Below are 20,812 nucleotides of genomic sequence, written 5' to 3'. Positions count from 1 at the left end.
CGGGCCCAGATCGGCGTTTTCGGCGCGGAAGCGCACTCCGGTGCGCTGAGCACCGAAAACGCCGAGGTGGGCCCGTATCCGAAGCGGGTGACCGTCGCTCTAGCCGCGCGCAGGGCGGAGCGCTAGCGGCGCGGTGCCGGTGAGCAGCCCCGCCGCGAGGGCGACCACGCCGCCGAAGCCGACGCAGGCGCAGCCGAGCGCGCCCGTCAGGGCGGCGACGCCGCACGCCGAGGCCCAGGACGCCCCGAGCCGCTCCGACCGGCGCAGCACCCGCGAGAGCAGCACGCCGGCGGCGACCCCGCCCGCCAGGCAGGCAGGGACGCAAATGGATACGCACCCTTCCGGGGTGCACAGGTGACCGTAAATGCGCGCCGCGTGCGCCGCCGCGAAGGGCACGAGGCCCGCCGCGACGCCCGGGAGCACGCCTCGCCCGAGCTCCTGCCCGCGCCACGAGAGCAGCGCCGCCGCGACGTAGAGCCCCGCGCCGAGGATCGCGGTGGCGACGGGACGGTCGCTCATCAGCGCCGCCACGAGCGCCACGGCGATCGTCGGCGCCGCTGCCCACGCGGCCCTCCTCGCCTTCCCCCGCTCGTACGCGCGATAGGCCCTCTCCTTCAGGCTCAGGCCGGCAAGCGCCTCACGTTCCATAGATCCTCCTCCACGCCTCCCGCAGGCGCGCAAACGCGCGCTCGCGGCGCTTGCGCAGCGCCGCGCTCGACACCGACGGATCGCGATCGACCTCCAGCAGGGTCGCCCTCAGCGTCTCGCGATCCGCCTCGGCCAGCGTGCCGAGCACCTCGCGCGCCGCGTCGTCCAGATCCCGGGCGATCGCCGCCTCCTCCGGCGTGGGCACGTCGGCCGCGATCGACGGGACCTGCTCGTCCGGCGCCTCCCTCGACCGGGACCGCCGCCGCCGCGTCGTGCGGCACTCCCACGTCGCGATGGCGAGCGCCCAGGTCAGCGCGTCCCCGTCGGGGTCGAACGAGCTGGCGCGGTCGAACACCTTGAGCAGCGCCTGCTGGGCCGCGTCCTCCGCGTCCGCGCCGCCCCCGAGCATGCGGCGGCAGAACGCGCCGATCGCCGGCCAGAGGGCGGCATAGACAGGCTCGAACGCCGCGCGATCGCCGTCGGCGAGGCGTCTCATCGACGCGTTGAGCAGCGATCGCGCGCGCGGTTCCAAGGGCGCTGGGTGCTCAGCCGCAGGGGCAGTCGGGGCACGGGCAATCGGCGCACGGACAGCCGCCCGTGAGCTGCGTCCCAGCATAGGCCGCCGCCGGGATTCCGAGGACGGCCGCGATCAGGGTCACCTTGAGCCAACGACGCATGGGATCTCTCCTTGTCTTCTCTGGCCGGCTGTCCTCGCCGGCCTTCCTCGGCTCTAGGCGCGAGCGGGGCGAGCGTGACACCCCCGGCGATCGAAATCCTGGCGGCCAGGCGCCATCGCCGCAGATCGCGGCACGAGCGACGACCTCCTCTCCGCTCGCGGCGCAGGCGCCTTCGTCCAGACTGGCACGTCGTTCCGCCGGCCGGGCTCGACGTGCTAGGGTCTCGTGCCTATGCCTGGCCGCTCGTGGTTCGTTGCGCTCGGCGCCCTGTGGCTCGCGTGCACGCCGTCGCGGCAAGACGCCGGCCCGCGCGCCGACGCGGCCGGGAGCGCGGGCGTGGCGGTCGCGGAGCCCTCGCCCTCCAGCGCGCCCTCCGCGCGCTCCAGCGCGCCGGAGCCGCCGCCGGAGGCGCTGGCCGCCTCGGCCCCGGCCGCGCCGGTCCCGGAGGTGGAGGCGGCGCGGGCGCGATCCGCGCGCGTGTACTCCAAGGGCCGCGAGGTGTGGATCCGGTCCGCGCCGCGGCCCAAGGCCCAGTGGATCGGCATGCTCTCGATCGGCGGCTCGGTCCGCCTGAAGAGCGTCGAGCCCATCCGCGGCGCCGGCGGCTGCCCGGCGTTCTACGCGGTGGAGCCGCGCGGTTACGTGTGCGTCGACGGCGAGCGCGCCACCCTGGACACCGCCGATCCCGTGCGCCAGGCGCTGATCCCCCATGCCCCGCGCGCCGATCTGCCGCTCCCGTACCGCTACGGCGAGTCGCTCGGCCTCAAGCGCCTCCTGCGCGTGGACGGCATCGACGCGCCGGCGTGGCCCGAGGGGCTCCACGATCTGCGGCACATGCAGGTCCGCCCGCGCTCGTCGGTCGCCTGGACCGAGGAGGTCGAGGCCGGCGGGGCGACCTGGCTCTGGGCGTCGGATCTGACGTTCATCCCGAAGGACAAGGTCAAGCCCTACGAGCCCGCCACCTTCGAGGGGGTGTACCTCGGCGCCGAGGCGCGCCTGCCGATGGCCTTCTTTCGCCGCAAGGCGCGCCCGAAGTACCGCCTCACGGAGGGAGGCCCGCCCGCGAAGACGGACGCCGTGTGGGAGCGCCTCGCCCGGGTCGGGCTGACGGGCCGATCGAAGCGGGTCGGCAAGCTGACGTATCTCGAGACCCGGGACGACGGGCACTGGGTGCTCGAGCGAGACGCGGTGGTCGTCCAGCCGCGGCGGGCGCGGAACCCGTGGGGCCGCCCGATCCGGCTCGGCGGCGAGCCACCCTCGGCGCCGGCGGACGGGCGCAGGAACACGTGGGTCGAGATCGCCGCCCTCGACGGCTGGCTCATCGCCTACGAGGACGACCGCCCCGTGTTCGCGACGCTGATCTCGGCCGGGCGCAACGGGGCCGAGAAGCCGGAGAAGGCCGAGCCGTTCGTGCCGCCGTCCACGACCCCGCTCGGCCAGTACAGCATCGGCCGCAAATGGGTGACGAAGACGCTCATCACGCCCCACGTCGACGCGGACGACTGGATCGAGGCGGAGGTGCCGTGGAGCCAGCACTTCTTCAGCAAGTACCTCCTTCACGCGGCCTACTGGCACGACCGCTGGGGCGAGGGGCAGAGCGGCGGGTGCGTGAACCTCTCGCCGGCCGACGCGAAATGGCTCTTCCACTGGACCGAGCCCGCCGTGCCCGATGAGTGGTACGCGGTCCAGGCCACGCGCGACGACCCGTCCACGCGCGTCGTGATCCATCGCTGAGCCGCCGCCGCCCGGCGCGCGCGGGAGCGCGCCCGCGCCTCGCGCGCGGCTGCCGTAAGCCGCTATTTCGCCGGCGCGCTGGTCGCCGCGGCGCGCTCGCCCCCCTCGCCCGCCGCGGCCATGCGGCGCATGCAGAGCTTGAGTCCGGCGCGGAGGTTGCCGACGGTCGTGACGCCGGAGAGGTCGAGTCCGAGCGCGATCATCGTCTGCGCCACGTTCGCCCGGATCCCTGTGATGATCCCCTCCGCGCCGAGGAGCCGGATGGCCTTGATCATCTCGATGAGGTACCCGGCCGTCCGCGTGTCGACCGCGTCGACGCCGGTGAGATCGAGGATCGCGTACCGCGCATCCTTGCTCACGATCGCCGAGAGCAGGTTGTCCATCGCCTCGGAGATCCTCAGGCTGTCCACCACGCCCACCATGGGGAGGGTCAGCACCTTGTCCCAGACCTCGATGATGGGCGTCGAGAGATCGCGGATGACCTCCTGCTGCGTCTCGATGAGCTCGACCTTCGCCCGGAGCTCCTGCTCGCGCCGCTTCGCCGCGGAGCCGTCCAGGCTGACGGTGATCATACCGTCGGGCTCCCCGTCCCCGTCGCGCACGGGGACATGCCATGTCTCCCAGGCGGCGCCGTGCGTCTCGTAGATGTTGTACGCGCCTTTCCCCGCGAGCGCCTGCCGGTTCGTCTCCAGCGCCTCCGGGTCCTTCGCGAAGAGATCGAGCACGTTCGCTCCGAGGAGCTGCCCCGGCTTCACGCCGGCGGCCTCGAGCCCCCTGCCGTCGTGGAACGTGAACACCCCCTGGCGGTCGTACCTGCACACGGTGATCGGCAGGGTCTCGAGGATCGCGCGGAGGAGCAGCTGCGCCTCACGGAGCTTCGCCTCGAGCTCCTCCCGCGTCTCCGCCCCCGCCGTGCTCGACCCCGCGTCCCCCGTCATGGACGCGTTCTACCGCGCACGCGCGCTGGCCGTCGAGGGGTTGTCTGTCGGTCGACGACGTTTCGCTCGGCACGCCGAGCTCCGCGGCGCTGGTTGACATGGTGTCCGATCGACACCAAGATTCGTGTGCAAATTACACGGAGGGTTGAATGTCCGTCTCCTACGAGCACCCGCGGCCGGCGCTGACGGTGGATTGTGTCGTGTTCGGCCTCGACGAGGAGGACCTCAAGGTCCTCCTCATCCGGCGGGAGCTCGATCCGTTCCGCGGCAGGTGGGCGCTCCCGGGCGGGTTCGTGCGCGTCGACGAGGCGCTCGACGACGCCGCGCGGCGGGAGCTCGCGGAGGAGACGGGGCTCTCGGGGGTGTTCCTGGAGCAGCTCTACACGTTCGGCGCCCTCGGGCGGGACCCGCGCGAGCGCGTGGTCTCGGTGGCGTACTACGCGCTCGTGAAGCTCGGGGATCACCGGGTCAAGGCCGCGACCGACGCGCGCGAGGCGGCGTGGTTCGCGGTGGACGACACCCCGGCGCTCGCCTTCGATCACGACGAGATCCTCCCGGTCGCGCTGGAGCGGCTCAAGGGCAAGGTCCGATACCGGCCGATCGGGTTCGAGCTCCTGCCGCCGAAGTTCACGCTGTCGCAGCTCCAGCGCCTCTACGAGGCGATCCTCGAGCGCCCGCTCGACAAGCGCAATTTCCGGAAGAAGGCGCTCGGCACCGGGCTGCTCGTGGAGCTCGACGAGGTGGAGCAGGACGTCGCGCACCGCGCCGCGCGGCTCTACCGGTTCGACCGCCGGAAGTACGAGCGGCTCGAGAAGGACGGCTTCAGCTTCGAGATCTGAGCCGGGGCGGGGGCCAGCGCCCGCGAGGTCCGCCGGCCGACACCGGGTGCGCGGCGAGCGCTCACCGGGGCGCGGAGGCCCCGGCGAGCGCCGATCTTCAAAACGGCAGACGCGCGCCGTCCGGGACGAGGGTGCCGGCGTTGATGTTCCGTGCGACCTCGGCCTGCAAGCGGTGCCGCTCGCTCTCGGGTGCCCCGGCGAGCAGCAGATGAAAACGGTGCCGCATGGTCTCGGTCCATCGACCGGTCGAGATCGCCTGTGCGACGAGCCCTTCGGCCTGGCCCACGATCTCCCAGTCGCCCTCTTCGGCCGGCGCGGCCGGGGCCTCTCCAGGATCCGGATGCTCGGCTGGCTCGGAGCCCGCCGCGGCGGCCTGCGCCCCGGTCGACGCTTGGGCGAGCCGGGACGAGAGACCTCGCGCCAGCGCGTCCATGTCGACCTTGCCAGGCGAGCTCTCGGCGCACCGGGCATTCAGCCCCTCGATCTGCTGGTGGACGATGCCCAGGCTTCCCCGGATCGACCTCAGGTCGGCGCGAACAGGCGCCCAGCAGAGCGTCGCCGCGAGCGTCCCCGCGGCGACCCCTGCTCCGATCAGAACAACATCGCGCAGCCAGGGATGCATGGCTCAGGGCAGGAAGCGCGATCCGGTGTTCACCTGAAGCGCCGTGCAGGTGCCCGTCGCGTTCCAGCTAAACCAGATGGCGGAGTAGTCAGAGACTGACTGAGCCGCGGCCACGATCCCCGCGGAGTACGAATAGCACTCCTTGAATACACCAGCCGCGTCCGTGGCGAAGCAGCGCGCGTAGGGGGAGCCGGTCGAATAGGCGCCCACCGCGCAGTCGATCCTCTCTACCGAGTTGGACGAGGTCCGCGCGGCATACGTGGTCCCACGCGCCTCCGACGCCACCGTGTCGATGAAGACGTCGGCGTGGTACGTGTCCCCGGCGATGGCGTTCCCCGCCGCGACGACGCTCACGAGCGCGACGACGGCTGTTGCGATCTTGATATTATCGTATTTCATGAAGCACCTCTTAACATAAAAAACGACGATTCCGACGACGCCACCATGGCGTCGGAAGACACGGCAGGAATGTTGAATCAGCCTGAGCAGCTTGCGCGGCCGGGCCTGCGCTCCGTCCCTGCCATGACGGAGCGCAAGCGAGAGCGCCTCGGGCGCGTCGTGTCTACTGGACGAGATCGTCGCAGCTTGCCCGGCGGAGCCGCTCCGCGATGTAGCCCATGAGCTCCTGACGGGAGCAGAAGGGCCGCAGCGCGATGGCGACATGCCTGGACGCGGACCTCGGCTCGGCGCTCACCGATAGCGCCGAGCCGAGATGCTCACGAGTCCGCAATCGTCAACCCGTCACCGCGGAGCGTCACAGGACGGCGTCCAGAGAGACGACATTGCACCCTGCGCCACACATGGAGCTCCTGTCCTTGCAGTGATCGCGGACCATGTACTCCTTCGCCTTGCCATCTGCAGCCCGAACCGACAGCTTGCAATCAGGCTTCAGGCAGCCGAACTCCACGGGCACCCGGAAATGCCCGGAAGCGTCGGTGGACGTCGTGCGGTTATCATGGCGCGCCCCGGGGCACATCAGCGTGACCTCGGCGCCCCCGATCGGACTGCTCGCCCCGTCACGCACGACGCCAGAGACATCGATCCCCGGGTCGCACCCGACGAGCCCTGAGGCCGTCACGATGGCCATGGCCCCGCTCCGTAACGCATGCCGGGCCCGATCAAACATGGCAACATCCTCCAAGCATGACAACATCCTCCGGAGATGAGACTGACCTAGAGCAGCGAACATATTGAAAATTGTCTGATTCCAATAGTTTACGCAGCCTCCTGGACCAGCCGCTGGGCAGCCTCGAGATTCTGGATCGCTGCGGCGCGCCGGAGGTCGAACAGGTTTCTCCTGGCGCCCATGTAGCGCGCGCTGTGTCCTTTCCGCGCCGCGATGTGGGCGAGCGCATGCTCCACAGCGGTGCGCTGCCTGAGCACGGCGCGTCCTGGTGCGGTCTGCTGTAGCTCCCGGAACTTGCTCTGCAGCGCTTCGTCTTCGGCGATGGACACGGTCCGCCCTCGTCCCGAGGCGGCTTGGGTGCATCTGGTTCGGAGGGGGCATGCGCCACACTCCTCAGGATCGAACTCGACCGTGTCGCCGGGCTCGAACGCTTCGACCTGTCCCGCCGGGCACGTGATCGTCTTGGTGCGCAGGTCGATGTTGAAGTCGCGCTTGCTGAACAAGTCGGGACTGCGAGCCCGCTGGCCCCAAGGCTTCGAGAACACCTTACCCTTCGCGTGGATCACGTCGCCAACGACGGGACTATTCACGTAGGCGCGATCAATGTGGAGTTCGGCGATGCGCAGCCGCTGATGCTGGATGTCTTTGGCGATCGGCACGGCTCCCTCTTCTTCGGGCCGATTCGCGGGCGTGACCGCGCAGGCGACAATGACGGGAAGGTCAAGGTCTCGTGCGATATGTTCCTTGTAGCCGTCAAACCGTTTCGAGCGGCTCTTTCTGCCGTGGCGCATCTCGGCATCCTCAATGGAGACGCGGCGGTCAGGCGCGACGCCTTGCCGGATGCGAACGGTCCCGTCTTCGGCTGTTTCCAGGTCCTGGCCCCGAACCTGTGTGATGGCATCGAGGTAGGGACGAAGGGGTTGCTCGACGACGTCGTCGAGGTGACGGTCCACCCACTGCTGTAGCGAGGACACCTGCCGCTCCAGCATCTGGATGGCCAGCACCTTCTGTTTCGGGTCGCTCCAGTCGAGGTCGAGCCCGGCCTTGATGCTGGGCGCCAGGAGCAGGGGGATGCGAGCCTTGCGGCATATCTCCTCGGGCGGTCGATCCATGATCTTCGACACGACGCGTACGATGCTGCGTGCAGCATGGCCGAGCAGGTTGATCGTGTCCTCAACCCGCCCGGCCCCCGCTAAAGGGCGGCTATCAATGGCCACGCGCAGCGCTTTGGACACCGCACGCCTCTCGCCCTCCGTCATAGCGCCGGACCGAACGAGCGCCACGGTCCGCTCCAGCAGCACTCGGTCCATCTCGTGCGCGAGCATCCGCTCTCGGAATGCTTGCAGCGCGCCCTGCGAGAACGGGGGCGTAGCCGCACCCAGGCAGCCGAGCACCATCTGCCAGCGCAGGTCGACCACGGACAGCTCCACCGCCTCGGCATCCGATGCGCCTACGTAGCCTTGGAGCAGCGTGACCATGCACATCAGCGCCGGCGGATGCGGCGGCTCGCCTGCCCCCGTCGTCCGGTACATGCCCTCCAGCTGCTCCTGGAACGTCTCATCGAACAGCTCGTGCCGGTGCAACCTGAGAAAGCCGAACAGTGCTCTCACGCGTGTCAGCCGCTTCATCAGCGACTGCTCCTGCCGCGACAGCTCCACCGGCGGCGACCATCGTTCCATCCGTGCACCTCCGGCCGCGGACGAGATCATGGCCCGGCGAGACGGTCGAGCCTTCCATCGAAGCGCATAGAATTACCGCAAAATCAACCTGATCGGTCCTCTAGAATGCACACGGCGGTTTTTTATGGGGGCCGCGCTCCATGAAGTTCGCAGCCGCATAGTCGCCCGTCATCAGGTACGAGTAGCCCTGCCCGATGATATGCAGGGGCAGATACGCGGCCCCGACGATGTCGTGCTGGATCACATGTGCGAGCTCATGCTCGTACGTCTCCTGGTTCGTCACCTCGTCCCTCTTCAATATCACCACGTGTCCGAGCGTCAAGCCAGCGTTCGAATCCCTGATGACCCACGGTGAATTCGTCAGGAGGATGATCGGGTCCCCATTGTTCCACACCGGGCGCGTGCTTGCTCCCGGGGTGAGGATGTTGAGCACCGTGGCCAGTCCGCCGGCCCAGTCCGCAGCATCCAAGGACGGGAACCCCGCCGGCATCCCCGGCAGGAGCCCCGTGGGGTCTGCCCTGTTGACCGGATCATTCCCGACATACACGTAGAGATTCGAGCTGCGTCCGGCGAACAGGATCGGATCCTTGCTCGTCCACCGTCCCACCTCCGGATCGTAGTCCCGGGCCCCGAAGCGCACGAGCTTCGTCTCTGGATCGTACAGACCGCCGGCGAAGCCGAACGGCGTGAAGCCCGGGTTCGTGTCGAGCAGCACGCGACCGAACTCGTCGAAGTCCATTCGCTGCGCCACGGCGCCGGTCGCGGAGTTCACCACGAGCCGCGGGTTGCCGACATGATCCGTGAGGATCCGGTACGTCACGCCGCCCTTGAGCATCAGGTCCGGCACGTGCTGCCCTCGCCCGTAGACGAAGCGCGCCACCACGTTCCCCGCGCCGTCGAGCTCCGCCGCCGGCTGGAGCTTGCTCCGGTACAGGAAGCCCTGGACCTTGACCCCGTTCCTCTGCTTCCAGATGCGATGCCCCTCGCCGTCCACCAGGTAATCGATCGACGTGCCATCCGGCAGCCCTGCGTGCCGCAGGGCGCCGCGGGCGTCGTACGTGAAGGTCGTCGTCGCATCCGTGGCCGTGTCGGTCACGCTCGTCCGGTCGCCCGCCGGGCTCGTCACGTAGGTCCTGGTCCCGTACGTGAGCAGCCGGTCCTGGTCGTCGTAGGTGCCGCCCTCCGTCCCTGCCGCCGACGTGCGCGCAAGGCGGTTCCCGTTCGCGTCGTAGTCGTAGTGCGCCACGAGCGTGCCGTCTCGAACCACGTCGGTCAGCCGGCCGGCGAGGTCGTACTCATAATCGTACGAGTGCGTCTCTCCCTGGATGGTCTCCGTCCGCTGATCGATGCGCCCCAGCGCGTCCGGGGTGATGCTCACCTCGTACACCGTCGACCCGCCCGCCTGCGCGACGTACGTTTGCGTGCCGCCGTAGGCGTCGGGGGTGACGGTATCGCTGACGACGCCGACGCTGCTCCCCGTATACTGCCCGCTCTGCGGGTGCCGGCTCAGCGTGAGGCCGCCGGCCTGGTTGAGCACGCCATCGACATCATAACCGAAGGCCGTCGCTGCGCCGCCGCTGACCGTCTCGCTGACGATACGGAAGTCGTTGTTGTAGGTCCATTGCACCGATCCCACGCCGGCCCCGGACCCGGCGACCGTCCATGTCCGGCTGGTCGGCAGCGCGCCGTCGTAACCATACGCGAGCGAGATCCCGGAGGGGCCGGTGACGCTCTGGAGATTGCCCGTCGTGGGGTGATAACCGTACTGGATGGTGCCCATCCCCAGCGGCAAGGTCACGAGCCCGAGTCGACCTGTGACCGGATCCGGCGTGTATACCGTGGCGGGCTCGCCTGGCCGGGTCGAGCTGGTGAGCAGGCGATCCCGGTCATAGGACCACGACGTCGTCCGGGCGATGCCTCCGGCCTCCGGCGCCAGGTACTCGTCCAGCAGGCCGGCTGGAGTGAAATCGAACGAGTGCTCCGGCCGGTCCGGCGGCGTCACGGTGTGAAGGAGCCCGCCGGCGTGGTAGCCGATCCCAAAGAGCTCGCCGTCTGGGCTCGTCACCTGCGTGACCCGGCCGACCGGATCGTGCACCATGGATGTGGTGTGGTTCAGCGGCTGGGTCATCGTGGTGAGCCAACCGTTGTCTTCGTAGGTGTACGTCCACGTCCTGGATCCCTGAGCGAGCGTGTGGAGCTGGCCGTTCGGATGATACGTCATCTGAAGGGGAAGGATGCCCGGGATCGCTATCTCAGCCGCTCGCCCCTGAGGGTTCAGGGTCGTCGTGACCTGCCGCCCGCTCGGCAGCGTGGAGACGGCGGTGTTCGTGGCCTTGTTGAACAGCTGCGTGAACGGGTGGCCGTTGATCGTGGTCGTTTCGGTCATCGACGAGACGCTCAGAGAATTGCCCGGCTCCGTCAGCGTCACGGAGCGCGCCCTGGTGACCTGTCGGGTCCTTCCGAGAGGCGTCGTGTTCGTCTCTTTGCTGACGATCGGCGACTGCATGCCGAAGCGCGGATCGCCCGTCACCTGCGTGGAGACCACCATGCCGTCCGGCGTCGTGACCGTCCTCGATCCGCTCGGGTCGGTCTGCACGACGGTCGAGAGGCCGTTCCATGCGGTGTGCGTGCGCCGCTCGCCGCCGTCGGCGAGCTCCTCGATCGCATGCGTGCGCGTCCGGCCCTCCGCCGTGGTGAGCGCGACGGAGTAGCCCGAGCTCGAGTCCGTCCGGCTGAGCGTCTTGAAGCCGTCCGCCGGATCATCGTCCCTGATGAGGCGCCCCTCGTCGTATTCGAACTCGTGCAGGCGTCCGAGCGGCTCGAGCATCGACATGAGGAGGCCCGTGCCCGGGTAGTACTCCAGCGTCGTCGTCTCGTTCGCCGGGTTCGTCAGCGTCCAGAGGTAGCCCTCCGCGTCCATCGCGAGCGACGTGGTCTGCAAGGTGGGCGCGACGATGGCCGTCGCGACGCCGCTCGCGTTGCGCTGGATCGTCGTTACCTGGCTGTCGACGTCGGTGACCGTCGTGAGCCGCCCCGCGGCGTCGTAGCCGAACTGGTAGCGCGTGGCCCCGAGGAGGGCGTTCTTCGTGGCGAGGTGGCGCCCCCGCTCGTCGAACACGTAAACCTCTGTGCCGTCCTCGCTCGGCACCGCGATGTTGCCGGGAGCCACGCCCGGGAACGGCGCCTTGAGGTGAAGGATGGCCGAGTTCGTCGCCTGGACGCCGTCGGCGATGAAGATCTCCCCGTTCGGCGTGAGGGCGAGGCCCCGCGGCATGCTGAACCAGGCCTTGGTCGCCGGCCCGTCGAGCCCGCAATGCAGGGTCGTGGACGAGCATAGCGCCGGATAGGCGGCGCGGTTGCCCGCGATCGTGGTGATGATGCCGTCCGGCGAGATGCGGCGCAAGGTGGGGTAGTCGGCGTCCGCGATCCTCTGGGTGATGACGTAGATGCTGCCGTCCGGTCCGAGCGCGAGCGCTTGCGGCGATCCGAGGAGCGCTGACGTCGCCGGGCCCCCGTCGCCCGTCTGCGCTGCGGCATTGCCGGGGGCGCCCCCGACCGTGGTGAGGAGTCCGTTGAGGTCGACGCGCCGGATACGGTTTCCAGCAGAATGGGGCACACCGCCGGATTCGGCGAGGTAAAAGCCGCCGTCAGGCGCCGCGGCCACGGCGGTGATCCAGGCGAAGCGAGCTTCGGTGGCCCGGACGCCATCTCCGGAGTTGCCTTCCTCTCCCGTGCCCGCCACCGTGCTGATGATCCCGTCGGGGGTCACCATCCGGACGCGCGTGCGCATGGCGATGTACAGCGTGCCGTCCGGCGCGACCGAGATGGCGTTGATGCTATCGCCGAGGGGGACGGAGGTCGCGGCCACGTTGTTGGCCGTGAACGGGTTGAGGCTGCAGCGGTCGAGCCCGGAGTTCCCGGCGACGCTCGAGATCATGCCGTCCGGGGCGACGCGCCGGATGTTGCAGTTGTCCTTGAAGTAGAGGCTTCCGTCAGGCCCGATCGCCATGAGCCCCAGGCTCGACCCCAGGAGCGCGCTCGTGGCGGGCCGATTGTCCCCGTTGTACCCAAACTGATTGTAGACGCCGGCGACGGTGCTGATGATCCCGTCGGGGCCGATCTTCCGGACGCGCGCCGTGTTCACGTCGGGGAAATACACGCTCCCATCGGGCCCGACCGCGACACCGAGCGCGAGGCCGATGTACGCGGACGCGGCGCTGATGCCGTCGGCGGCGGCGGCGCTGCTCGCGGGGATCTCGCCCGCCACCCGGCGGAGGCTGCTCTGCAACTCGCGACCGGTGCGCCTCTCGCCGTCGCCTCGATAGAGGCTCGCGGTGACGGGATCATACGCATGGTGCTCGCTGAGGCTCAGCCCGCCGAGCGCGTCGGAGCCGTTGTGCCAGGCGCCCAGCATGCTCTCCCACCTCCGGTGCAGCGTGACGTCCTGCCGCGCCCTGTTCCCCGTGATCCGATCGCCGCCGGCGCGGCCGAACGAGCCTCCGCTGCTCCCCGATCCCCCCCCGGCCGCGGTGCCGCTCATGTTGGGCTTCTTGTACTCCCCCTCATAGGTGTAGCCGATATCCACCTCGACCAGCTGCTTCCCCGGGACATCGCGGCCGAAAGCGTCCTTGCCGTCCCACTCGAAGGCATACTCCTGGTTCGGCGGGCAGGGGCACGACTGGGCGTACGTGAAGCTGCGCCCGGCGACGTTCACCTGGAGGCCGATCCGCAGGAGCTTCGAGTGGACCGTCGCCTTGGTCAGCGGGATCGGGAGGCGGTACAGGTCCCTTCGCCCCAGCGTCCGGTCGCTCTGGTACTGCAGGCTGAACGGCGTGCCGCTCACGGGCAGCCGCTCGCCGAGGACCTGGCTCTCGCACTCGATGATCGAGCCGGTCGCCTTGCAGACGTTGTCCGGAAGACCGGTCGACACGCCGGAGCCGTCGGGAGGCGGGACGGCGTCGTCCGGCGGCCCGAACGGCCAGTTCGCGTCCCACGGCGTGAAGTGCGTCACCTGGACGCGCCAGAGGCTCGTCCCCGCGGTGTACAGCGCGCCGAGCTGCTCGAGCTCCTCGGCGGTGATGCCCAGGTCGTCGAGCTCGCTCGCGTCATCGGCCACGCTGTCGCCGTCGATGTCCAGCGACGCCACCCCGCCGCTCACGGCGAGGATCTGGATGACGCGCCCGTCCTCCGACGGAATCCACATCCCCTTCTGCGCATCGTAGTAGCCGAGCGGGACGGCCATCCCGACAGGGAAGTTCAGGAAGTTCTCCACGTAGAACGGGACGGGCTGAGTGAACTCGACGTTCGTCGCCCCGGCGGCGACCGCCTCGTCGAGCCCGAGCTCCACCGCATAGGTGTACGCGCTGGCCGCTGGCAGCGTACCCGGCATGGCCTCGGGGCCGTTCGGGCCGACTGTGTACTCGGTGGCGCGCACGTGCACCTCGGCCGGCAACGCCACCGTCGTCATAGCCCCCGGCGGGCCGTTCGGGTCCGGCACGGTCATCGTCCCCGAGGTGCCGGGGGGGAAGAGCAAGGTCGCCTGGCGCGTCCCGCTCTCGTCGGTTTGCACGCTCCCCCGCGCCACCTGGATCTCCGTCGCGCTGCCCAGCGCGACGGGCGTCACCACCGGATCGCGCTCGATCAGCACCACGTCAGGCGCGTCGGACCAGTGTTGCCATGAGGTGCCCACCTGCCGTTGGGACGGCAGGTATCCGTCCTTCTCATAGCTGATCGTGAGCGGCTGGCCGCCGCGCACCACCAGCTCGAACGCCCCGTCGGCGCGCGTGAGCACCCGACCGAAGCTCTCGGCGTCCTCCACATCGTGGCCCAGCACGCTCACCTGGACGCCCGATATCGGGACACCCGCTCTCGTCGCGACCTTGCCCTTGACGACCGCGACCGTCATGACGTCGATCGCCCCCGCGCTCACGCCCGCCTGCGGCGCGTTCGGCCCCTGGTAGATGCAGCCCACGGCGTCGATGAGCCGCGTGGCCACGGTCGGATCCAGCGCCGGACACGCGACGTGCGTCACTGCGCCGGTCGCCGGGTCGCACGTGTCGATCGTGCTTGGATCGCTGTCGTCGGTCGCGATGGGCGTATGCAGGATGCCCAGCACCGGGTCGCAGGTATCGGTCGTGCACGCGTCGCCGTCGTCGAGCGTGCCCGTGCAGGTCGCCCCGGTCGTGTAACAGACCTCGAGGCTCGGCCGGTCGTCGACCTGCGGATCGTCGCTGCTCCGGAAGCTCGTGGTGAGGACCGGCGCCTCCTCCAGCAGCATGCCGTGGTTCGGAACGGTGCCCGCGAGCCACGCCGCGGTGAGCGAGGTCAGATCGGCCGTGCGGCTCCCGGCGCCGGGGAGCGACTGGAACGAGGCCGCGATCGCCGAGTCGAAATCGCTCCCATTTCCCAGGCTCTGCCAGGTCACCGTCGGCTCGGTCCACGGCGAGAGGATCCGGTGGATGTTGATGGTGCTCGAGGTGGTGTCGTCCCGGTAGATCTGCTCGATCCGCAGCGTCGAAGAGACGACCGTCGCCCCGGCGGGCACCGGTGAGAGGTCGAAGCGGAGGACGGCGTGCCGTACGCCGAACCCGGCCAAGGTGCCCGTGCGGAGGAGCACGGTCGAATCGCTCCAGGTCGGGAACGTCTCCCAGATCGTCGCGTCCTCCACCGCGCCCGCCGTCCCGCGCTGGATCGTCACGCAGGTCGGGTCCTCGGCGCCCAGCGCGAGCTTCGCGGTGCCGTGCAGCTCCTCGCTCGGCGAGCCCGAGCTGCAGCCGGCGCCGAACGCGACGGCGCTCAAGAGGACGCCGTTCGCGAGAAGGAGGGACCTTCGCCGGTACCTGCTCGGCGGCTCGAAGATCTCGAGCGCCTGAAGGGATGCTCGTCGATGTCGTCTCGCGAGCAGTCTAGCTTCTATTTCAACCGTCATTGCTTCTCCTTGGTCCGGAGCGCGTGCGTCACAGGAATGCGAAATGCGCGCGCCGGCGTCGCCTCGCGCCCGCGGTCGCCTCGGTCAATCACGTTCAGCCGCATTGACGCGCGAGGCGCGCACGAGCGCCGTAAGGCCATCCAGCGCGCGCGACCAAGCAACCCACGTGCCACCCGGCGTTCCTTCCCTCGCTCGGCATCGGCGAAGCTCGATCGTCAGATCGTCCTTCGTTCCGGGCACGCCCCCGGCGCGGCCGCGCCGGCGCACCGCGGTGCGGATCCGATCGACCCGAACACCTCGTCGCCTCAGCTCGTCCCTCGTACAGCGTCCCTCACCGCCGGCCACGTCCACCACGATCCCGTGCGCCGGCCGGCGTCATCGAGCCGCGATGTACGGCGCGCTCGCGCCGTGACATGTCACGCTGGCTCCGTGACATGTCACGCTGGCTCCGTGACATGTCACGCTGGCTCCGTGACATGTCACGCTGCGCGGTGCCCCTCGCTGCGCGGCGGTCACGCCCGTCGCATGCCCGGCATCCCCGTGCGGGCGCGCGCAAACGGCGCGACATCGCCGCGCGAGGGCCTGAGCCATGCCGGCAGGGGTCTTGGATCGAGATTTGCCAATGCACGTGAACGAACGTTGGCGAGCGTGAGCGCCGGTCGCGGCCATGCACGGTTCATCGTCTGCGAGCCGCGACGTGCAGCTCGGCCTCGTCCGCGATTCGCGGCTCAGGGACAATTCTGGCCAAATTGGAGTTTTCATGACCCACAAGAAGAAGGTAATCGTCGGTATGCTGGTGGTCGGTGCGCTCGGAGCTAGCTCCTTCGCGTGGGCCGGGTTCAAGTACACCCAGACGGCGAGCGTCGTCGTGACCCTGGACGGCGCGAGTGGGACTGCGACCGGCGACCTCGGCAGCACGAGGAACAGCGCGGACGCCAATGAGTACATCGGCTGCGGAGTTCGTGTGCTTCCGAGCGGCTGGGACATGCACTGTCAGGCGAGGGACGCCTTTGGAGATGTGGGGACCTGCTTCTCTGACGACGAGAGGATGATCCAAGTGGCCTCGTCGCTCGGCACGGATGGCTACGTGAGGTTCACTTTCGTGAACAACGAATGCACGGAGCTCGAGGTCCAACACACCTCGTATCAAAAGCCGAAGGCGCCCTGAGCCTCCCTCACCGCCGGCGCCCCCGGCGTCGCGCTCCCCAAGGTAGGCCCCGAAGGAGCGAACACCATGTCGAGCGGGTCTCCCACGAATCTGCCCCCGGCGTTCGGCCTCAATCAGAGGATCATGAGCCTCTGGGTGCCGCAGGTCGTCCACGCGGCCGCGGAGCTCGGCGTCGCGGACGTCCTCGTCGACGGGCCGCTCCCGAGCAGCGCGGTCGCGGCGCGCCTCGGTTCAGCTTCGAGATCTGAGGGCGTGCGGCGCTCATGGAAGGGATCTCCACGCGGCGTCGGCGGGCACGGGGGAGCTCATCGCGGAGCTTCGACCGCGGTCAGCGCGGCGCCCCTTCGATCAGCCCAGGGACACGCGCCATCGAGCGATCGTGGAGCCCGCCGAGCAGCGGCAGCGCGACCATCGCGCCGATCAGCGCGAGGACCATGTCCCACTGCGCGTCCCAGATATCGCCTTGCGAGCCGAGGAAGGCCTGCCCCACGTCGGACGCGACGAGCAGCGTGACCCACCACTCGAGGAGCTCCCAGAAAGCGGCGATCGCGAGGACCACCGAGAGGATGAGGAAGGTCAGCCAGCCGCCGCGGCGGAGCGGCGTCCGCCGAAGGAGCACCTCGCGGATCGTCAGCGCGGGGAAGAAGCCGAGCGCGATATGGCCGACGCGATCGTAATGGTTGCGACTCAGATGAAAGGCCTCTTTCGCCCAGCTGCCGAGCGGGGTGAGCGCGTAGGTGTAATAGCCGCCGTAGATCAGGATCAGCATGTGGAGGAAGACACCCCAGTAGACGATGTGGGACATCGGGAAGCGCCGGTAGACGCCGATCAGGACGGCGACGCCGGCGAGGCCGGGGCCCACCTCGAGCATCCAGCTCGTGCGTCCGGCCGCGGGGCTCCACACGGTGGCGATACTGAGGATCGTGAGGACGGCGAGCAGGATGAGCGGGAGCTTCGCGTGCTCCGCCGTCGTAAGGGGCGCGTCGGAGCTCGGCTCGGGCTTCGAGAGATCGGTCGTGGTGGTCATGCGCTCTCCTGGTTGCGGATCATTACCCCTCCCGTCGCTCGGTCAGCCTCGCGGCACCGCGACGCGCCCACCGTACCGTCCCCGCGGCGATCGTGACCAGCGCCGTGACGCCGACGAGGAGGAGCCCCGCAGGCTGGCGGTGGGTGAAGGCAGCCACTTCGGTGCAGGCAGCCACTTCGATGCGTGCCCGCGCGCGGCGCCCAGGCGCTGCGCCTCACGCATCCCGCTCCCCAGGGTTGACAAGGTGTACATCGAACACTAAGATTAGTGTATATAGAACACGAACAGTCGGATGCTCGCCGCGCTCAGGCCTCCACGGCCGGCGTCGATGGCGGAGCTCTGACGCCGGGAGCGCCGCGCGTGTGGCGCTCTGACGCGCCGATGTCCGGCCGCAGCGCCCCCTCGCCGGGCGCAGAAGGGATGTCCATGTCTCGCGAGGTCGCTTTCTTGACGGACGTGGTAGGAGGTTCGCCGTTCGAGCTCGCCGGCGGCACCGTGACCGGGACCGATCACGTCGTCGCGGGGCGGCCCAACCAGGACGCCTATGCCTTCCGGGCCGAGGGCGGCTCTCTCGTCGCGGTGGTCTGCGACGGCTGCGGCAGCGGCGCGCGCAGCGAGGTGGGCGCGGCGCTCGGGGCGCGGATCGTGGCCGAGCAGGTGCTCGGCGCGCTCCGGCGCGGCGGAGACCTCGATTCGCCCGCGACGTGGGAAGACGTGCGGCGCGGGGCGCTCGCGCCGCTCCGCGACGTGGCCGCCGGCATGGGCGGCAGCTTCACCGAGGTCGTGTCGACCTTCTTCCTGTTCACCGTGGTCGGACTCGCGATCTCCGGCGACAGGGCGTGCGCGTTCTCCCTCGGCGACGGCCTCATCGCGCTCGACGACGAGCTCCTGCGGCTCGGCCCCTTCCCGAGGGACGAGCCCCCGTACCTCGCGTATGGCCTGCTCGATCGGCCGCCCGGCGGCGAGGCGCCGCGCTTCACCGTGCACCGCGCCTTCCCGTCGAGCGCGCTCCGGACTGCCCTGCTCGGGACCGACGGCGCGATCGATCTGCTGGAGTCGTCGTCACGGCAGATCCCGGGGGGCGGCGAGGTCGGCCCGCTGTCGAGGTTCTGGGAAGACGACCGGTATTTCCGGAACCCCGACGCGGTGAGGCGGCGGCTCGCGCTCATCAACCGATCGGTGGCGCGGCCCGTGTGGAAGGAAGAGCGGATGGAGCGCGAAGGCGGGCTGCTCCGCGACGACACGACGGTGGTCGTCGTGCGGAGGGCGCAGGGCGCCCGCGATTGAGGCGCGGCCCTGCGCGGAGGCGCAGGCGTCGCGGAGGGAAACGACAAGGCGTCTGCGCGTGATTGAGCGTGATTGCGCGTGATTGCGCGTGATTGCGCGTGATTCGGTTCGATTGCGTCCGGAGGAGGCGACAGTGGACGTTGTTCTTGGTTCAAAGCGGGTTCGACTCGACCCTCGGGCCTCGATCGGCAAAGGCGGGGAGGCGGACGTGTTCGACCTCGGAGACGGCCGCGCGCTCAAGGTCTGGAAGACGCCCGATCACCCGGATTACGCCGGGCAGGACGCCGAGCAGCGCGCCGCCGAGACGCGCATCGAGCGCCACCAGGACAAGCTGCGCGCGTTCCCGCCGGCGCTGCCCGACCAGGTGATCGCGCCCCTCGAGCTCGCGACCGACAGGACCAGGAAGCGCGTCGTGGGCTACGCCATGCGCCTCGTGCGCGGCGCGGAGCCGCTCCTGCGCTACGGCGAGCCGTCGATGCGCCACGGCGGGCTCTCGTCGGCCGCGGTCTCCGAGGTGCTCGCGCGGCTCCACCGGGCGGTCACGGCGATCCACGACCGGGGCGTCGTGATCGGCGACTTCAACGATCTCAACGTGCTCGTCGCCGGCGGCGAGGTGTTCGTCATCGACGCCGACAGCTTCCAGTTCGGCCCGTACCTCTGCCAGGTGTTCACCGAGCGCTTCGTGGATCCGCTGCTCTGCGACCCTTCGCTCCCCCGGCCGCTCCTGTCGAGGCCGTACTCGCAGGACTCCGACTGGTACGCGTTCGCCGTGATGGTCATGCAGAGCCTGCTCTGCGTGGGGCCTTATGGCGGCGTCTTCCGACCGCGGTCCGCGTCGGCGCGGGTGCCCGAGAGCGCGAGGCCGCTCCGCCGCATCACCGTGTTCGACCGCGAGGTGCGGTATCCGAAGCCGGCGATCCCGTACCGCGTCCTGCCGGACGACCTCCTGGACGCGCTCTACCGCGTCTTCGTCGAGGACCGGCGCGGCGTGTTCCCGCGCCGGCTGCTCGACGCGCTCGCGTGGACGAGGTGCCCTTCGTGCGGCGTCGAGCACGCCCGCCCTGCCTGCCCGGCCTGCGCGGGCGCCGCGCCGGCCGTCGTGAAGGAGTCGACGGTCGTGCACGGCGAGGTGCTGGCGACGCGGATCCTGAGCACGCGCGGGGTGATCCTGGCCGCGGCCCTCGGCCCGGGCGGGCTCTCGTATCTCGTGAACGAGGGAGGCCGCTTCCTGCGAGAGGACCGGTCCGTCGTGATGTCCGGCGCGCCGCACCCCGCGATGCGCTTCGCGGTGCACGGGAGCGCCACGTTGATCGGCCGGGGCGGCGATCTCGTGGTGCTCTCGCCGGGGGCCGCGCCCGAGCGGATCCAGGTGGACTGCGTCGGGACGAGGCCCATCTTCGACGTCAACGCGCGCGCCCGCTACTGGACGCGCGGCGGGCAGCTCCTGCGCAGCGGGAGGCCAGGCGCCGCCGCGCTCTCGGGCGAGGCGGACGCCGTGCCGATGGGCGAGGTGCTCGCCGGGCAAACGCTGTTCTGGGTGGGCCCCTGCTTCGGGCTCGGCTTCTACCGCGCCGGGAACGTCTCGATAGCGTTCGTGTTCGACGCCGATCGACCCGGCCTCAAGGACACGGTCAAGCTGCCTTTCCCGGGCGGCAAGCTCACCGCGGCGACCTGCGTCTTCGACGCCGGCCCGAGCTCGCCGTCGAACGACGGCCGCAGGCGCCCCGACGAAGGCCGCGGGCGCCCCCGGGCCGGGCGCGCATGGCTGTTCCTCGCCGCCGAGCAAGCCGGCCGGACCGTGCACCGGTGCGTCGTCGTGCGCGAGGACGGCGCGGTCGAGGCGGTCGCCGACGGCGACGGGGAAGGCGGCTCGTGGCTCGGCGCGCTGACCGGCAAGTGCGCGGCTTCCGGGTTCCTGCTCTCGGCGACCGACAGCGGCGTCGTCCGCGTCGAGGTCCGCGGGGGCGCGCTCGTCGAGACGCGGCAGTTCCCCGGCACCGAGCCGTTCGTCACCCAGGCTTCCCGGCTGCTCGTCGGCCCAGAGGGCCTGTTCGTCGTCGACGCACAGGCGATCACATTGCTTCGCATCTCGTGAATCCACGCTGAGCTGACGGCCCGCGCTCGCGGGCCGATCGAGAG

15 protein-coding genes are annotated in these 20,812 nt (G+C 70.0%); 5 read left to right on the top strand and 10 right to left on the bottom strand.

Features of this window, described 5'->3' with window-relative positions:
- Positions 1 to 99 precede the first annotated feature (99 nt).
- The 3 genes from WMF22_RS12990 to WMF22_RS12980 are packed head-to-tail and all read right to left on the bottom strand — an operon-like array spanning position 100 to position 1,325.
- Positions 100 to 648, bottom strand: a complete 549-nt coding sequence (locus WMF22_RS12990) for a hypothetical protein (RefSeq protein WP_438035961.1) — start codon at positions 646 to 648, stop codon at positions 100 to 102.
- The gene (locus WMF22_RS12985; RefSeq protein ID WP_437299389.1) at positions 638 to 1,144 is read right to left on the bottom strand and encodes an RNA polymerase sigma factor; all 507 of its coding nucleotides are present in this window, start codon (positions 1,142 to 1,144) and stop codon (positions 638 to 640) included. The genes WMF22_RS12990 and WMF22_RS12985 overlap by 11 nt, the downstream gene beginning before the upstream one ends.
- A gap of 49 nt (positions 1,145 to 1,193) precedes the next feature.
- Entirely contained in the window at positions 1,194 to 1,325 is a 132-nt protein-coding gene (locus tag WMF22_RS12980; RefSeq protein ID WP_437299388.1) for a hypothetical protein, read from the bottom strand.
- A gap of 231 nt (positions 1,326 to 1,556) precedes the next feature.
- Between WMF22_RS12980 and WMF22_RS12975 the strand changes: the two genes are divergently transcribed.
- Complete coding sequence (locus WMF22_RS12975) at positions 1,557 to 3,059, top strand: L,D-transpeptidase (protein ID WP_438035960.1); 1,503 nt, start codon at positions 1,557 to 1,559, stop codon at positions 3,057 to 3,059.
- Between the two features lie 62 nt (positions 3,060 to 3,121).
- On the opposite strand, the gene WMF22_RS12970 is transcribed toward WMF22_RS12975, so the two are convergent.
- Positions 3,122 to 3,997, bottom strand: a complete 876-nt coding sequence (locus WMF22_RS12970; RefSeq protein ID WP_438035959.1) for an STAS domain-containing protein — start codon at positions 3,995 to 3,997, stop codon at positions 3,122 to 3,124.
- Positions 3,998 to 4,146: 149 nt separating this feature from the next.
- Here WMF22_RS12970 and WMF22_RS12965 point away from each other — a divergent pair, with 149 nt between their 5' ends.
- On the top strand, positions 4,147 to 4,836 hold the full coding sequence (locus tag WMF22_RS12965) for an NUDIX hydrolase (protein ID WP_437299385.1): 690 nt from the start codon (positions 4,147 to 4,149) through the stop codon (positions 4,834 to 4,836).
- Positions 4,837 to 4,933: 97 nt separating this feature from the next.
- Here the strand turns inward: WMF22_RS12965 and WMF22_RS12960 are convergent, their stop codons facing one another.
- From WMF22_RS12960 to WMF22_RS12940, 5 genes are all read right to left on the bottom strand, one after another.
- On the bottom strand, positions 4,934 to 5,269 hold the full coding sequence (locus WMF22_RS12960; RefSeq protein ID WP_438035958.1) for a hypothetical protein: 336 nt from the start codon (positions 5,267 to 5,269) through the stop codon (positions 4,934 to 4,936).
- Positions 5,270 to 5,461: 192 nt separating this feature from the next.
- Positions 5,462 to 5,857 carry a hypothetical protein gene (locus WMF22_RS12955; protein ID WP_438035957.1) on the bottom strand — a complete coding sequence of 132 codons (396 nt, stop codon included), beginning with the start codon at positions 5,855 to 5,857 and terminating at the stop codon, positions 5,462 to 5,464.
- A 355-nt stretch (positions 5,858 to 6,212) separates the two neighbouring features.
- Positions 6,213 to 6,545, bottom strand: a complete 333-nt coding sequence (locus WMF22_RS12950; RefSeq protein ID WP_438035956.1) for a carboxypeptidase-like regulatory domain-containing protein — start codon at positions 6,543 to 6,545, stop codon at positions 6,213 to 6,215.
- A 128-nt stretch (positions 6,546 to 6,673) separates the two neighbouring features.
- Positions 6,674 to 8,263: an IS1182 family transposase gene (locus WMF22_RS12945; protein WP_438031578.1), complete on the bottom strand. Its 1,590-nt coding sequence runs from the start codon at positions 8,261 to 8,263 to the stop codon at positions 6,674 to 6,676.
- A gap of 100 nt (positions 8,264 to 8,363) precedes the next feature.
- Positions 8,364 to 15,191, bottom strand: coding sequence for a DNRLRE domain-containing protein (locus tag WMF22_RS12940; protein ID WP_438035955.1), 6,828 nt, complete (start codon positions 15,189 to 15,191; stop codon positions 8,364 to 8,366).
- A 760-nt stretch (positions 15,192 to 15,951) separates the two neighbouring features.
- Here WMF22_RS12940 and WMF22_RS12935 point away from each other — a divergent pair.
- Positions 15,952 to 16,359 carry a hypothetical protein gene (locus WMF22_RS12935; RefSeq protein ID WP_438035954.1) on the top strand — a complete coding sequence of 136 codons (408 nt, stop codon included), beginning with the start codon at positions 15,952 to 15,954 and terminating at the stop codon, positions 16,357 to 16,359.
- A 328-nt stretch (positions 16,360 to 16,687) separates the two neighbouring features.
- Here WMF22_RS12935 and WMF22_RS12930 read toward each other — a convergent pair whose 3' ends face one another.
- Positions 16,688 to 17,386, bottom strand: coding sequence for a DUF2238 domain-containing protein (locus WMF22_RS12930; RefSeq protein WP_438035953.1), 699 nt, complete (start codon positions 17,384 to 17,386; stop codon positions 16,688 to 16,690).
- Between the two features lie 426 nt (positions 17,387 to 17,812).
- Here WMF22_RS12930 and WMF22_RS12925 point away from each other — a divergent pair, with 426 nt between their 5' ends.
- Complete coding sequence (locus WMF22_RS12925; protein WP_438035952.1) at positions 17,813 to 18,673, top strand: protein phosphatase 2C domain-containing protein; 861 nt, start codon at positions 17,813 to 17,815, stop codon at positions 18,671 to 18,673.
- Between the two features lie 133 nt (positions 18,674 to 18,806).
- On the top strand, positions 18,807 to 20,768 hold the full coding sequence (locus WMF22_RS12920; RefSeq protein ID WP_438035951.1) for a hypothetical protein: 1,962 nt from the start codon (positions 18,807 to 18,809) through the stop codon (positions 20,766 to 20,768).
- Positions 20,769 to 20,812: the final 44 nt, after the last annotated feature.

Origin of the sequence: Sorangium sp. So ce204 (genome assembly GCF_051526795.1) — a bacterium.
GTDB lineage: Bacteria > Myxococcota_A > Polyangia > Polyangiales > Polyangiaceae > Sorangium > Sorangium cellulosum_B.
The sequence above is the reverse complement of the archived record's forward strand: the minus strand, read 5'-3'. Positions and strand labels throughout refer to the sequence as shown.